The organism is Pseudomonas sp. PSPC2-3 (assembly GCF_049898265.1).
Lineage (GTDB): Bacteria > Pseudomonadota > Gammaproteobacteria > Pseudomonadales > Pseudomonadaceae > Aquipseudomonas > Aquipseudomonas veronii.
The window spans coordinates 423,002-436,258 of record NZ_JAFCXJ010000004.1 but is presented as its reverse complement, the minus strand read 5'-3'; the positions used below and the strand labels follow the sequence as shown (position 1 = coordinate 436,258).

The following is a 13,257-nucleotide window of genomic DNA, read 5'->3' as shown; positions in this document are numbered from 1 at the left end:
TAGAGGCTCTAAACCATGAAAATCACTGCGGTCGTTTCGACCAAAGGCGGCGTTGGTAAAACCACCATTGAGGCCAACCTCGGCGCATTCTGCGCGGACGCGGGCCTTCGCACCCTCCTAATCGATCTGGATCCCGCCCAGCCTTCGCTTTCCTCGTATTACCAATTGGTCGAGGAAGCTCAGGGCGGCATCTATGACCTGCTCGCGTTCAATATCACCGACTCCCTCAAGATCATCTCCAGCACGACGATTCCTAATCTGTCCCTGGTGATCTCGAACGACGTAAATAACCAATTGAACAGCTTGCTCCTGCAGGCACCGGACGGCAGATTGCGACTGGCCAATCTGATGCCGGCATTCGAAGGCCATTTTGACCTGGTACTGATTGACACCCAAGGTGCCAGATCGGCCATGTTGGAAATGGTAGTTCTCGCGTCTGACTTGGTCATATCCCCTCTTCCACCCAACATGCTCGCCGCACGCGAATTCAGCCGTGGAACCATGCAGATGTTGGATGGCCTCCGTGCATATGGGCGCCTGGGTATGAAAATTCCTCCCGTGCGGATCGCAATTAACAACCTTGATCAAACCACCGACGCGCAGGTGATCGAGCAGTCAGTCCGCGAAATATTCCAAGACAATGAAGAAATCAGCGTTTTGGACAGCATTATTCCCACTGCAGTGGTGTTTCGTAGCGCTGCGTCCCAAGGCGTTCCAGCACACCGCCTGGAATATCGCCAGCCTTCCAACCGCAAATCCCCAGCAGCCCTAGTAGTCATCCGGCAATTGGCCATTGAGCTCTTTCCAGAATGGCGCGACCGCTTCGAGGCCATGACCGAAGAGAAGGTGGCAAAATTGCTGAGGGAGGATCGTTGAGATGGCAAAGCCCTCTATCACCGATGCTCGCAGCATTTCTGCAGACGTCATCCTTGAGATTGGCAAGTACTACAGCGCTCAACAATTACGCAGCTTGCAAGCCAAACTTAGTGGTACCGCTCGTGACATCCATTCCCTGACAAGTGGTACGCATCTACCCGGCCGTATAGGCGCTCACTTGAGCTTTGAACAGCGTCAGCTTTTGCAGGACGCCGCGAAGCTTATTGAGTCAGTAAACTCGAACATACGGCACGCAAAGGAGAAGCGCGGCCGCGACGAAAACGTGGCCAAGCGGCGTCAACAAGCACGAGATGCAGAAGCGAAGCGCCTTGTAGCTGAAACATATCTGGAACCTTTCGTCCCTGACCCAGCAGCTCTGGAACCTCTCCTCGATATTCTTAAAACAGCGCTGACGCTCAATCGCGCAGACGTTTTCAGGAATGGGTATTCCCCTGGTGAGTTCAATCTCAGGCTCCGTGATTACCTGTCGCCTGCCCGAACACGAAAGCTCATTGGCTGGACCAGCCCAAATGCGTTCTGGATAAGCACGGTGCTCTCCCTGCGCAATGACGTTGTGCAAGCTATCGAGCAGGAGATTGCTTACGACGATGGTTCCAGCGTCCAGGACCGTCTCAATGTGTTGAAACAGAAGGTTTCGGACTGTCGCGCCCAGGTTTATCTCTCAGCGGATGAAGAGGAAACACTGCGACTTTGGTCAGAGGCGCTCTCTCCTCGTGCCCAGCAGGAAGGGGGTGAGTGATGGATAAGCAAAGAGTTCTTGAAAAAGTTGCTAAATGCTTTGCACTGGCCAACTCCAACGGTGCATCGCCGAATGAAGTAGAAACAGCGCTTCGTCAAGCCCGAAACCTGATGAAGCAGTACAACCTCGAAGCCATCGAGGTTGCGGCTCATACGGTTGATGAAGCGAGCGTTGCCACACATACCCGCCGGGCTCCACAAGATTGGCTTCACCTGCTCGCTCAGACGTGTGCGCGAGCGTTCGATTGCCAACACATTGCCTACTACAACCCTTTACAGGGCTGGTCCTTCAAGTTCCTGGGCAAAGGTATTTCGCCAGAGCTCACTGCACACGCGTATTCCGCAATGCTTCACCAATTGGTGGCAGCACGCCGTGAGCATGTAGCCCAACAAAAGCGATGCCAACTGAAAACCAAGCGTCGTCGCGGCGCTCTGTTTGCCGAAGGTTGGATAAACGCCGTGAGTTACAAAGTGGCTCAATTCGCCGGCTCTATGGACAGTGAAGCAAGCGAAGCTATCAGCGCCTACTTGGAACACCACCATCCAATGCTGAAAACCTTCGAGATCCAGTCCCGTGAAGCCAAAGGCCACGATACCGGGTCGCTAACCGCAGGTTGGAATCAAGGGCAAAACGTTCGGCTCCACCACGGTGTAGGGAAAACAGGCCACACCGCTCTCATTTCCGGAGGTGGGCAATGACACGTCAATGTCTGTCCCCTCTGGCTAAGGCTACCTTGGAGCATGCGCGCTCCCGATTGGGTTTTGTGCCGGTTCAAAAGCATCATATTTGGAGTGAGGCTGAGGAGCGCATGCTCATTGCCCGCTATCCCAACGAAACGACCCAGGCCCTGGCCGATGAAATCGGACTCAGCGTCTATCAGGTCTATGCCAAGGCCAAACGCCTTGGCATATCCAAGAGCGCTGAATTCCTAAGCAGCAATCTCTGTGGCCGATTTGATGGTAGCTCAGGCTCGGACCACCGCTTTGCCAAGGGCATGACCCCTTGGAACAAAGGCGTCAAGGGACTCCCCTCAGTCGGCCGCATGGCAACAACACAGTTCAAGGCAGGAAACCGGCCCGAGAACTGGCTCCCGATTGGCAGCCTGCGCACAACACCAGACGGGTATCAACAGCGAAAAATCGCTGACACCGGCTACCCACCAGTTGATTGGCAAGGTGTGCACATCCTGCTGTGGGAAGAGCACTACGGTCCCGTGCCCATCAACCAATGCGTGTGCTTCAAGGACGGTAATAAGGCCCATATCGCTCTCGACAATCTAGAGCTGCTCACACGAGCGGAGCGTATGCGCCGCAACACCATCCATCGCTATCCGGAAGAGCTGAAGTCCGCCATTCGCGCCATCGGCAAACTCAAGCGCACCATTCGTGAGGCTGAACATGAAAAACAAGATTGAGGATCTCCGTAACCACCTGTTCGCCACTATTGAAGGCCTGCTGGATCCAGACAAGCCAATGGAGCTCGATCGCGCCAAAGCCGTGGCCGAAGTTGCGCAGGTGATGATCAATTCGGCCAAGGTCGAAGTGGCGATGGTGAAGGCTCTGGACGCGGTTAGTGGAAGCGGCTTTATGCAGATTGGTCAGGAGCCGTTGAAATGAACCACCTCGACCTCTCCCCCCCCCACTCCGTCGAGGCAGAACAAGGCGTATTAGGCGGGCTGCTGCTCGACAATAACGCCTGGGATCTCGTCGCAGACAAGCTGGAATACTCGGATTTTTTTCGGCACGACCATCGGTTGCTGTTCGGGACTATTGCCAGCCTGGCCGACAAAGCCATTCCATTCGATATCGTGACCGTACATGACGCATTGGAGAATCCCGACGAAGCGGGTGGCCTCGCTTACCTCGGCGAATTAGCCAAAAACACACCGTCAGTGGCCAACATAGAGCACTACGCATTCATCGTACGTAACCGCTCTCAGCTCAGGCAGCTCATGACCCTGGGCTACCAGTGCTCTCGCGAAGCTACAGATCCGCAGGCCGACGCCACGGAAGTTCAGGAGTCCATCGAGCAGCAACTCTTCGCGTTGGGGGAAGGTAAAAGCGCGTCGGAGTTCGTCAACATCAACAAGTGCCTGACGGCGGTCGTCGAGCAAATCGATGAGCACTTCAATGGTGATGTAGTGGTGACCGGCGTGCCTTCAGGTCTGGACGATCTGGACGAGATGACGTCTGGTTTCCAGGAAGCCGACTTGATCATCCTCGGCGCACGTCCGTCGATGGGTAAAACATCTCTGGCCTTGAACTTTGTGGATACAGCGCTGCAGGCAAAGCCTGATCGTACGGTCCAGGTTTTCAGCATGGAGATGCCCGCTAAAGCGCTGCTCTATCGACTGATGGCTATCCTTGGCCATCTCGACCTTGGCAAGCTGTTGAAGGGCAAGCTCGATGACGAAGACTGGCCGAAACTGACCGCCGCAGTTTCGCGCATCAATAGCTACGGTGAGCGCTTGGTCATAGACGACTCATCAGGTCTTACACCTGGTGCGATCAGGGCCAAATCCCGGCGTGCAGCTCGCCGGTTCGGCCACCCGAGCCTGATCCTTATCGATTATCTGCAGCTCATGCGCTGCCCAGGTCAAGAAAACCGGGCGAATGAAATCAGCGCTATCTCCCAAGCACTTAAAGCGCTGGCCAAGGAGATGAACTGCCCTGTAGTCGCCCTTTCTCAGCTCAATCGGGAACTGGAGCGCCGCCCAAACAAGCGCCCAATAAACGCCGATTTGCGTGACAGCGGCGCCATTGAACAGGACGCGGACCTGATCATGTTCGTGTACCGCGACGAGAAGTATCACCCGGAGACCGAACACAAAGGCATTGCAGAAATCATCATCGGCAAGGCTCGTAACGGCCCGACCGGAACGGTGCGCACCGCCTTTATTCCACACCAAACCCGCTTTGCAAATCTCAGTGCTAGCAGTGGCTGGCAAGGGGTTCAGCCATGAAAAAAACTCCCGCTATCTCTCATTGGTGCCGTAGTTGTGACGGTCACCATCCGATACATCAGGTGAGTGGAGTTGTACCGGCCTCCCCTGACGATGAAGTGGACGTGCTGATTTGCCCAACTTGCAATAGCTATGACATCGAGGAGCTTCTGGAGGTGCCAGATGCACAGTAACGCCTCACTTTTCCCAAACATTCATGCCGGTGCAGGATTCGAATCCTCGGCCGTGGTTCACGCTCATAAAACGGGGATCAACCCCATTGAACTGGACGCTCTTGCTCAATCGATTGGTCGCCTTGCTCGTGACCACAGCACAGTGGTCCCGTTGAGTATGCGTGGCGATCTTCTGGAGTTTCAGAAGCTCGGTTACATCGAGGTATCCGAAACAGCAAGTTCAACGCTCACCGTCGAACTGCTCTGCGCAGGTGCGTTGCTCTCAAGCTACTTCTGGTCGGTTTGGGTTCCCCGTCATCTCCAAAGCTGCTCGTTGAAAGTGGCTGTGATGTCCCACCTGCAACATCCAGAGCCAGTTCAACACTGCAGCGTTGTATTCCGCGTGCCAGGCGCACGTGAAGCAACACGTCAATTTCTACATGAGCTGGGTACCAAGTTTCCTGGTGATCAGGCTGAAATCATTGCGATTCAGGCCGGCAACGTTCTGGCAGACAAGGATGTTGATCAATGACCGTCAGCCGTTTACGTGGACAGCACGAGAACCTTCGCCACTTGGTGGAGTTTGCTGAGGCTAACGGCTGGACCGTCTCTCGAACTCACGGTGGCCACATCAAATTCACCAAAGCTGGGCTTGGGTCCATTTACACCTCATCGACCTCAAGCGATCACCGCTCAGGCCTCAACGCTAAGGCCCGACTTCGTCGCGCTGATCGGACTCAACCTCAACGTACTCAGGAAGCCATCTAATGCCTATTCGTCATTGCATCGTTCACTGGATCGACAAGAAGCCCGACGGCACACCTGCGGTCCTGGATGCCAGCCAACACGAATTGGCGAAGTCGCAAGCCCTAGAAAATATGCTGTCCGACTTCAACGAAGCCTACAACGCAAAACAAGGTAAAGCGTGGGGCTTCTTCCATGCAGAGTCCGGCGCATACCCTTTCAGTGGCTGGCTAAAGATGTACTTCGACGGTAACCAGGACTTCACGCAGTTTAGCCTGGAGGCAGTCGAGCACCTGCAACGATTGATGGAAGAGTCAAATCTGTCCACGGGTGGCCACGTTCTATTCGCGCACTATCAACAAGGCATGACCGATTATGTGGCGATCGCCATGCTGCAACACAGAGAAGGCGTCATGGTGACGGACGATTTGGACGTATCCCCATCGCGTCACCTAGACCTTGGCCAACTGCACCTGGCAGCGCGGATCAACGTGTCCCAGTGGCAGAACAACAAGCAATCCAAGCAATACATCTCATTTATCAAGGGCAAGAGCGGCAAGAAGTTTTCGGAGTACTTTCGCGAGTTCATCGGCTGCCAGGAAGGCGTCGACGGCCCGGGCGAGACCCGCACCCTGCTCAAGGCTTTCAGCGACTTCGTTGAAAGCGAAGACCTGCCGGACGAATCCGCACGCGAGAAAACCAAGACCCTGGTGGACTATGCCAGCAGCCAGGCCAAGCTTGGCGAGCCCATTGGCTTGGAAGAACTGTCGAGCTTGATTGATGAAGATCGGCCAAAAGCGTTTTACGACCATATCCGCAACAAGGATTACGGCCTGTCGCCGGAAATCCCGGCGGATAAGCGCACCCTCAACCAGTTCCGCCGTTTCACCGGCCGCGCCGAAGGCTTATCCATCAGCTTCGAAGCGCACCTCCTGGGCGACAAGATCGAGTACGACGAGGCTTCAAGCACGCTCACCATCAAAGGTTTGCCTACCCAACTCAGTGATCAGTTGAAACGTCGCTGAACATACCCCTGCCCGATAAGTAATGGAGAACGCTATGAGCAATGAAACCAAACGTCAGCTCGAAGAAAAATTCGTAGTCCGCCTTCCGGACGGAATGCGCGAGCGAATCGCACTGCAGGCACGTGAAAACACCCGGTCAATGAACTCGGAAATCGTTCACCGCCTGGAAGCGACCGCGGGGCTTGAAGCCGCTTTGGATCGAGCCCACAAGATCATTGACCAACTGATGGCTGCAGCTCCGGCCAATGAGCAAGCTGGGGCAAGAGTATGAAACCGTCATTGGCACAGACTATGAAAGAAAAGCTGCAGCTTCCTGGATTTGAATCCAAGTCGCCAGCTGCTGCTCGCTTGAGCGACCCCATCGTCGACACACCGATGTTGCTGACATTGGACGATACGCTGCCGTATGACGAAAACCCACGGACCACGCGCAACCCTAAATACGACGACATTAAGGAGTCGATCCGTCAGCGTGGCTTGGATACGCCACCGCCAGTGACCCGTAAGCCTGGTGAGGAGAAGTTCCGAATCCGGAACGGAGGCAACACTCGCTTGGCGATTCTCAACGAATTGTATCGTGAGACTGGGGACGAGAAATTCTTCAGGTTCCACTGCCTGTTTCGTCCATGGGATGCAGTCCGGGGGGAGATTATTTCTCTCACCGGGCACTTGGCCGAAAACGATCTGCAGGGGCAACTGCTGTTCATCGAGCGGGCAATTGGTGTCGATAAGGCAAGAGCGCTATATGAGGAGGAAGCAGGCGGATCGATATCTCAAAGTGAACTCTCTCGACGTTTGAAAGCTGACGGGTATCCGATCTCTCAGCCCCACATCAGCAGAATGCAAGATGCTATTCGCTACTTGCTTCCTGTAATTCCTGCAATGTTGTACTCCGGCCTCGGATTTGATCGAGTTATAAAACTGTTAGGTTTGAGAAAAACCGCCCTTCAGTGCTGGGAGCGTAATTATCAGCAGCATGGAAACGAGCTGCCTCTTGAATTCGAAACAGTCTTCCAAGATGTTCTGTCTCAGTTTGAGGGAGATGCCGAAGAGTTTCTGTTTCAGCGCTTCCAGGACGAGTTGATAGCTCAACTGCAAAAGCCACTGAATCTCGGGTACGAGAAAATCCTGCTGGAGATTACCCAGAATCAGGACCAATTGCGCAGATCCACACCGATACTCGAACTGCCTCAACCCAGCTTAACCTTGGGTGGTATTCCGCAGGGTGTTAGCTCGACCGAGATCGGTAACCCTCCCTCTCAAAATCCGGCACAACAGTCGCCCGCCCCCCAAACCGGGGGAGCGATTCAAACCAACACAGCACAACAAAAAAGCAAAGATCCAATCAAACCGCAGGTTACGCCACCTCCATTGGCGCACATGAGTCTCGAAGAGCAAAAGAGTCGGCTGGACGGGCACATTGCGAGTCCAGTGACGACTTCGGCAAGGGTCGAAAAGATGAAGCGCGAAGTCGCGGCGCTTGATGGGGAGATTCTGCCTGACTTCGCGGCCAATGCTTTGGTGGCCATCCCGGTTCAAGCCGGTGGACTGAATCCCATTTCTGACCTCTGGTACATCGAACGCGAGATCGATAATCCCGTCACCCTGCGTCAGCATATCGCTCAGTTGGCACGGGAAGTTGCGACCACAGTCAATGCACCTGGTGAATTCCTGGACCTCGACGGAGGGGTGGGCTTTAGCTATCGACATCCAACTGAAGACGTCGAAGTCACCGCTACAGCCCAGCACACTTTGACGCTGCTCCAATCATTGAGCGGCTCAATCGCCATCGCGCTGAAGATGATTCAGCAACAGCCTGAACAGGCTGGTTCACTTGCCGATTTCGAATTTGCTGCAGGTCTCGGCCAGATCCTATTGGGTCAGCCCTATGCCAAGGATCAATCTCCAGAGAACACGAATCGTCTGAGCGATGGCGCGCTGGTGAAGCTCTTTCGAATTATTCGTCTCGCAAGACGTTTGATCGACTTAGAAATCAAGTCAATGGCCAACAACAATCCGAGTTCACCTAGCTGATTGGGTCGATGGCAGGGAGAGAGTCGTATGTCCAAAACACCTATCAATGAAGCCATCCTGTCTCAGGTGCTGCACCACATGCGCAACGGCCAACTCCGTCGCTGCATAGAGATGGGATTGGAGCCCGAAATCTTGGCCCAGCTTCAACAACCTTCGGTGCTGAGCTTGCTGCTTAACACTCCCGTTTCCTGGTGCAGTGTCACGATAGATGGAGACATGGTGAAAAAGCTTCTGACCGGGGCTCAACGATCAGACGAGGAAGTGCGCATGATTGAACGTGCTCTTCGACTCGGGGCAACGACACAGATGCTGCAACAGTTCTTTGGCTTATCCCCCCAGGATGTTGCCCTTCAACGCCTGGTGATTGGCGTAACAGCACGCCGTGGCCGGTGGCGAGAGTTTAGCGAAGAGATGGATGCTCAGCTTTGGTACCGCTGGACCCATCTGATGAAAGAGCATCAGGTTGAGCTGGATGACAGCCTGGCGTTGCTGGACGTGGCCATGCTGGTGGCAGAAGAACTCAATGCTCCACAGGGCGCCGACTCAATTGAAGGCACGGAAAACCTCAGTTTAGCGATAATCTGGCACCGCGTTCAGTCATGGATCAGAGACGGCCTTTATCCGCCTTCGCATCCAAGCGCTGGATTTACAAAAGGTTTGAAGCTGGTGTCATCGGCCAACCATCAGTTGGCCCTACCAGTAGTTACACTGGGGCAAGGTGACAACGACCTATGAAGTTGTCCCGGCTCCCCTTCTCGACACTTCTGGACTCTGCATCAGGGCATCTTGAGGCTCATCTGCGTCAGAAAAAAGAGTCGATGCCCCCGGGGATTGAGGGCTCAGCGCCCTACTCCGGCATTATTTTCAGCGGTAACCCTCATGAGACAGTTCCTCGTCGATTGCTTCTGGATGATCGACTGTCTCCGCTTGAACGAAACGCCTGGCAGGTATTTCGCCTACTGATCAATGACGACGGCCTGACGGCGTTCCCCACCTATGAGCAGCTACGGCCATACCTGGGCATGCTACCCGGCAGACCGGCGTCCCGTGAAACGGTATCAAAAGCCTTGGTCACCCTTCGCCTGACTCGCTGGCTCAGCCTCGGTCGTCGCGTGCGTAATGACCTCAGTGGTCAGGTTCAAGGCAACGTCTACCTTCTTCACGATGAACCTGTAACGCCTGGTGAAGCGCTGGAGTTCGACAAAGACTATCTGCAGTTACTCGCTCAATCGATGGAGCATCAGACCAAGGCGATTCGTGAAGTTGCTGAAATAGCCTGGAAGGAGTTCGCCGCAGATCCGGAGGTTGGTCAGCGATTACCGACTCGGTTGAACATCATCGAAGCTCGCTTGAACAGTCAGCCATGGGTTCAGGCAACAGCCCTTCAGCCTTTGACTGCTCCCGAGTTCGGAATCCGAACTCAGCAAAATATAGCTGCCTCCACACTGAGTTCGGAATCCGAACTCAGTGAATCCAGCGGTAAGCGAATCGCTTTTGAGCTGAGTTCGGAATCCGAACTCAGCCGTAAATCACTGAGTTCGGACTCAGTTCGGAATCCGAACTCATATAGTACGTATACAGATACAAACAAAGATGTTTGTAAAAGCTCTGTACATGTACCGCCCACGTCAGATGACACGGCTGCAGACCTCCTGGATGCCCTGCACCGGCTGCCCACGGATCAGAAACAGAGTGCCCTTGTGGCGTTGCAGAAAGTCCCACCAGAGGTGAAGCCTGCGCTCATCAAGCAATGGGTGCACCGTTGTGACACGGGAGGCGTTCGAAACCCTTTTGGGTATCTGATGACGCTTGTCGCCACGGCGGTACGAGGTGACTTCAACAGCAATTGGAAGCCAGACGACAAACCACGTCTCAACCACATGAACACGGGTAGCCCGTCGACGGGCTCAAGCACCGTTGAAGTTGCTCAACCGGTGAAAGCGATGGTGACTCCACGCAATCCGGAATCGATACAAACCGCCAATCAAACACTGAGCGAGATGCTGCACCTGCTAAAGCCCAATCGGAGCACACATTCATGACTCCGGACGGAAATGTCAGTCAGCCAAGCTATGCCGCCCGCATGGCGCTGACCAGACTTGATACCGGTTATGGCAGAGAGCTGAGTGATTCGGGCCGAATCATTCAACCAGGATCCCAGGTCAGCGGCATAGCCGAGCTGAGTGTTGCTGCCCGCAACACCCAGCCAGGATTCGATATCGGTGGAGGCATTCAGCCAAGTGATGCGGCCCGCATCACCCTGACAGAATCCGTAATCTGTGGTGGCCGTCGGCTGAGTGCTGTGGCCCACACCACTCACCAGGGATCAGATACTCCAGGTGGCAACTCAAAGCTATGTGGGCCACATAACTACCGGCTGGATGATGCGGCCCGCATCACCCTGACAGAATCCGTAATCTGTGGTGGCCGTCGGCTGAGTGCTGTGGCCCACACCACTCACCAGGGATCAGATACTCCAGGTGGCAACTCAAAGCTATGTGGGCCACATAACTACCGGCTGGATGATGTGTCCCGCATCACCCTGACAGGAACCGTGATCTGTGGTGGCCGTCGGCTCAGTGCTGTGGCCCACAACACTCAACAGGGATTCGATACTCCAGGTGGCAACTCGAAGCTATGTGGGCCACATAACTACCGACTGGATGATGCGCACCGCATCACCCTGACAGGATCCGTAATCTGTGGTGGCCGTCGGCTCAGTGCTGTGGCCCACAACACTTACCAGGGATCCCGGATCGCTGACGGCAGTCAGACAGACAATGTTGCTTCTCTCCTTCTATATATAGACGCCTCAACAAATCCCCTTCCGTCTGACTATGGATTTAATGCTGCGTCCGTAGCAGCCCAATTGCAGCATGGCCATGTCAATCCTCTTTCCAAGGAATAACTGCACCATGGCTGACAATTACCGGCTCAATATTGGCTCACTACGCAGCGATGTGAAGCTCACCCTTCACACCCATCATGCTGCACGGATCTGGATGGGACGCCCAAAAAACGATCTCAAGGTCGGCATCATCGGATTGTCGGGCTTCTGCACTGTAGTCAACCGCATGTCACGTGGCGCCCAGCAGGATGATCCGTATTCAGACTGGTGGATGATCCAGCTTGAAGAGAAGATCCACGATTCAAAGGAGGCACTCAAAACCATCGAAGATCGTCTCGATACAGCCATGGCTTCCCTCCCCCCGGCCATCAGTATCAGCGAGAACCTGTCCATCCAGCCTGTCAGCCTCCCTCTATACATCGCCAATCCACTCGGCTTCCAAGCCGTGTACCTACTGACCAACTACGACGAAATTGTCAGGCGCATTTTGCTGGCCCAGCACGTCGGTCTGGTCGGTCGTCACGACATGGAAACTTGGATCGATGAAGGCGCTGCCGTGCTGCGCAGACTTTTTGGTCTGGCCCAGATCTATAAATACTCCGGCGCTGCACGCGATGACTTCGCCGCCAACAATGCCAAGGCTGAAGCAGCCCGCAAAATGTATGAGCGTTACGGAGAACTGCCGCAGGACATCCTGGAAGGCACCCGCCGCTCCAACTTTGCTCCCCCCATCATTCGCGGCCAACAGCAATCCGAGGCGAGTGATCACTTTGATGATGCCGAGGAAGGCTGATGGTCATGGGCCAGACGTCCTCAGAAGACGGCGTGCTGCAACAGACCGCCTTCCGACCACTGCAACAGGATGCCTTCCAACGACTGCAACAGGCTGCCTCACTAAAAGGCCTTTTAAAGCCTTTTAAAGGTAAGGGGGAGTTGAGCCAATTTGCCGATCTATGCCGGGTTCAAGAATCGGAATTGAAAGCACTTGCCCAGGAAGTGCTGAGCCAGGCTCGCCGGTATCCATTCACCCTTGTGCCAGTTCGACTGACAGAACAGAACACCCAGGCCGGAACCCAATTTCTGAGATGGCAGCAGGTGACGGACCGCCGAATGGGCGTCGGTGTTTGGGCAGACATGATGGGTTCATCCAGAACACCAGAAATCATGCTGCAGGACTTGTACGCAATGGAACTGCAGCGCATCACGCTGAACATGCAAATGAGCCTGATGCACTCAATTGCCAAACAGGCCGCCGATTGCGCCGAAAAAATGGGCCAGGCAGAGGCCGTGTACACCGCTCGACTGCAGAAGCTCACCAATCAAACGCAACATCCATAACCTCGGAGAATACTCATGTCCACACCCGTACAAGGCTGGGAAGGCAATATCGGCTCCACCCCGGAATTCAAAGAGTTCGCCAACGGCAACAAGGACCCACGGAGGCTCATGCGGGTCAACGTCTACTTCGACAACTCGATTCCGGACGGTAAAGGCGGGTATGAAGATCGTGGGGGGTTCTGGGCGAACGTCGAGTGGTGGCACAAAGATGCTGAACACTACTCGCACCTGTTTCAGAAGGGCATGCGCGTGATCGTTTCCGGCCGAGCCGTAATGGATCGCTGGGAAAAAGATGGGGAGGAAAATGCGGCTCTGAAGGTTCAAGCCTCGCGGGTCGCCATCTTGCCGCACAGGATTGCGAGCGTGACCCTGTCACCGTCGCAGGGCCAAGGCAGCCCGTCACGTGATCAGTCCAGTCCGCAACCTGCCCCTGATTTCGACGACTACCCGGACCCCGACCGTCCGTTCTGATTGCAGGGGCTTAATTTTGGCCCCCCAATCGTGAAGCTCGTGGTGGA

17 protein-coding genes are annotated in these 13,257 nt (G+C 54.8%); all 17 read left to right on the top strand.

Annotated elements, in window-relative coordinates; all coding sequences use genetic code 11:
- The first annotated feature begins 15 nt into the window (after positions 1-15).
- The 17 genes from ACP7E3_RS12055 to ACP7E3_RS11975 all read left to right on the top strand — a co-directional run bounded on the left by ACP7E3_RS12055 (position 16) and on the right by ACP7E3_RS11975 (position 13,210).
- The gene (locus ACP7E3_RS12055) at positions 16-876 is read left to right on the top strand and encodes a ParA family protein (protein WP_056791357.1); all 861 of its coding nucleotides are present in this window, start codon (positions 16-18) and stop codon (positions 874-876) included.
- 1 nt (position 877) lies between these two features.
- Entirely contained in the window at positions 878-1,636 is a 759-nt protein-coding gene (locus ACP7E3_RS12050) for a hypothetical protein (RefSeq protein ID WP_056791353.1), read from the top strand.
- Positions 1,636-2,334 (top strand): DUF2786 domain-containing protein, encoded by a 699-nt coding sequence (locus ACP7E3_RS12045; RefSeq protein ID WP_056791350.1) that lies wholly within the window; start codon positions 1,636-1,638, stop codon positions 2,332-2,334. Before ACP7E3_RS12050 ends, ACP7E3_RS12045 begins: the two co-directional genes overlap by 1 nt.
- A complete protein-coding gene (locus tag ACP7E3_RS12040) occupies positions 2,331-3,050 on the top strand; it encodes an HNH endonuclease signature motif containing protein (RefSeq protein WP_056791347.1) in 720 nt (239 codons plus the stop codon). The genes ACP7E3_RS12045 and ACP7E3_RS12040 overlap by 4 nt, the downstream gene beginning before the upstream one ends.
- A complete protein-coding gene (locus ACP7E3_RS12035) occupies positions 3,034-3,252 on the top strand; it encodes a hypothetical protein (protein WP_056791344.1) in 219 nt (72 codons plus the stop codon). The genes ACP7E3_RS12040 and ACP7E3_RS12035 overlap by 17 nt, the downstream gene beginning before the upstream one ends.
- The gene (dnaB, locus tag ACP7E3_RS12030) at positions 3,249-4,598 is read left to right on the top strand and encodes a replicative DNA helicase (RefSeq protein WP_020303016.1); all 1,350 of its coding nucleotides are present in this window, start codon (positions 3,249-3,251) and stop codon (positions 4,596-4,598) included. Before ACP7E3_RS12035 ends, dnaB begins: the two co-directional genes overlap by 4 nt.
- 162 nt (positions 4,599-4,760) lie before the next feature.
- A complete protein-coding gene (locus ACP7E3_RS12025; RefSeq protein WP_056791341.1) occupies positions 4,761-5,282 on the top strand; it encodes a hypothetical protein in 522 nt (173 codons plus the stop codon).
- Positions 5,279-5,518 carry a type II toxin-antitoxin system HicA family toxin gene (locus ACP7E3_RS12020; RefSeq protein ID WP_082587753.1) on the top strand — a complete coding sequence of 80 codons (240 nt, stop codon included), beginning with the start codon at positions 5,279-5,281 and terminating at the stop codon, positions 5,516-5,518. Before ACP7E3_RS12025 ends, ACP7E3_RS12020 begins: the two co-directional genes overlap by 4 nt.
- Complete coding sequence (gene yejK / locus ACP7E3_RS12015) at positions 5,518-6,519, top strand: nucleoid-associated protein YejK (RefSeq protein WP_056791339.1); 1,002 nt, start codon at positions 5,518-5,520, stop codon at positions 6,517-6,519. The genes ACP7E3_RS12020 and yejK overlap by 1 nt, the downstream gene beginning before the upstream one ends.
- Before the next feature lie 34 nt (positions 6,520-6,553).
- The gene (locus tag ACP7E3_RS12010; RefSeq protein ID WP_056791336.1) at positions 6,554-6,790 is read left to right on the top strand and encodes an Arc family DNA-binding protein; all 237 of its coding nucleotides are present in this window, start codon (positions 6,554-6,556) and stop codon (positions 6,788-6,790) included.
- A complete protein-coding gene (locus ACP7E3_RS12005; protein ID WP_056791333.1) occupies positions 6,787-8,553 on the top strand; it encodes a ParB family protein in 1,767 nt (588 codons plus the stop codon). Before ACP7E3_RS12010 ends, ACP7E3_RS12005 begins: the two co-directional genes overlap by 4 nt.
- Before the next feature lie 27 nt (positions 8,554-8,580).
- The gene (locus tag ACP7E3_RS12000; protein WP_056791329.1) at positions 8,581-9,288 is read left to right on the top strand and encodes a DUF2857 domain-containing protein; all 708 of its coding nucleotides are present in this window, start codon (positions 8,581-8,583) and stop codon (positions 9,286-9,288) included.
- Positions 9,285-10,595, top strand: coding sequence for an STY4528 family pathogenicity island replication protein (locus tag ACP7E3_RS11995; RefSeq protein ID WP_020303009.1), 1,311 nt, complete (start codon positions 9,285-9,287; stop codon positions 10,593-10,595). The genes ACP7E3_RS12000 and ACP7E3_RS11995 overlap by 4 nt, the downstream gene beginning before the upstream one ends.
- The gene (locus tag ACP7E3_RS11990; RefSeq protein WP_146015252.1) at positions 10,592-11,461 is read left to right on the top strand and encodes a hypothetical protein; all 870 of its coding nucleotides are present in this window, start codon (positions 10,592-10,594) and stop codon (positions 11,459-11,461) included. The genes ACP7E3_RS11995 and ACP7E3_RS11990 overlap by 4 nt, the downstream gene beginning before the upstream one ends.
- Before the next feature lie 7 nt (positions 11,462-11,468).
- Positions 11,469-12,194, top strand: coding sequence for a PFL_4669 family integrating conjugative element protein (locus ACP7E3_RS11985; RefSeq protein WP_056791325.1), 726 nt, complete (start codon positions 11,469-11,471; stop codon positions 12,192-12,194).
- Between the two features lie 5 nt (positions 12,195-12,199).
- Complete coding sequence (locus tag ACP7E3_RS11980) at positions 12,200-12,739, top strand: DUF3158 family protein (protein ID WP_056791646.1); 540 nt, start codon at positions 12,200-12,202, stop codon at positions 12,737-12,739.
- Positions 12,740-12,754: 15 nt separating this feature from the next.
- Positions 12,755-13,210, top strand: a complete 456-nt coding sequence (locus ACP7E3_RS11975; RefSeq protein WP_056791322.1) for a single-stranded DNA-binding protein — start codon at positions 12,755-12,757, stop codon at positions 13,208-13,210.
- Positions 13,211-13,257 lie beyond the last annotated feature (47 nt).

Coding starts and splice junctions, on each gene's coding strand:
- ACP7E3_RS12055 (WP_056791357.1), top strand. CDS start 16: ATGAAAATCACTGCGGTCGTTTCGACCAAAGGCGGCGTTGGTAAAACC.
- ACP7E3_RS12050 (WP_056791353.1), top strand. CDS start 878: ATGGCAAAGCCCTCTATCACCGATGCTCGCAGCATTTCTGCAGACGTC.
- ACP7E3_RS12045 (WP_056791350.1), top strand. CDS start 1,636: ATGGATAAGCAAAGAGTTCTTGAAAAAGTTGCTAAATGCTTTGCACTG.
- ACP7E3_RS12040 (WP_056791347.1), top strand. CDS start 2,331: ATGACACGTCAATGTCTGTCCCCTCTGGCTAAGGCTACCTTGGAGCAT.
- ACP7E3_RS12035 (WP_056791344.1), top strand. CDS start 3,034: ATGAAAAACAAGATTGAGGATCTCCGTAACCACCTGTTCGCCACTATT.
- dnaB (WP_020303016.1), top strand. CDS start 3,249: ATGAACCACCTCGACCTCTCCCCCCCCCACTCCGTCGAGGCAGAACAA.
- ACP7E3_RS12025 (WP_056791341.1), top strand. CDS start 4,761: ATGCACAGTAACGCCTCACTTTTCCCAAACATTCATGCCGGTGCAGGA.
- ACP7E3_RS12020 (WP_082587753.1), top strand. CDS start 5,279: ATGACCGTCAGCCGTTTACGTGGACAGCACGAGAACCTTCGCCACTTG.
- yejK (WP_056791339.1), top strand. CDS start 5,518: ATGCCTATTCGTCATTGCATCGTTCACTGGATCGACAAGAAGCCCGAC.
- ACP7E3_RS12010 (WP_056791336.1), top strand. CDS start 6,554: ATGAGCAATGAAACCAAACGTCAGCTCGAAGAAAAATTCGTAGTCCGC.
- ACP7E3_RS12005 (WP_056791333.1), top strand. CDS start 6,787: ATGAAACCGTCATTGGCACAGACTATGAAAGAAAAGCTGCAGCTTCCT.
- ACP7E3_RS12000 (WP_056791329.1), top strand. CDS start 8,581: ATGTCCAAAACACCTATCAATGAAGCCATCCTGTCTCAGGTGCTGCAC.
- ACP7E3_RS11995 (WP_020303009.1), top strand. CDS start 9,285: ATGAAGTTGTCCCGGCTCCCCTTCTCGACACTTCTGGACTCTGCATCA.
- ACP7E3_RS11990 (WP_146015252.1), top strand. CDS start 10,592: ATGACTCCGGACGGAAATGTCAGTCAGCCAAGCTATGCCGCCCGCATG.
- ACP7E3_RS11985 (WP_056791325.1), top strand. CDS start 11,469: ATGGCTGACAATTACCGGCTCAATATTGGCTCACTACGCAGCGATGTG.
- ACP7E3_RS11980 (WP_056791646.1), top strand. CDS start 12,200: ATGGGCCAGACGTCCTCAGAAGACGGCGTGCTGCAACAGACCGCCTTC.
- ACP7E3_RS11975 (WP_056791322.1), top strand. CDS start 12,755: ATGTCCACACCCGTACAAGGCTGGGAAGGCAATATCGGCTCCACCCCG.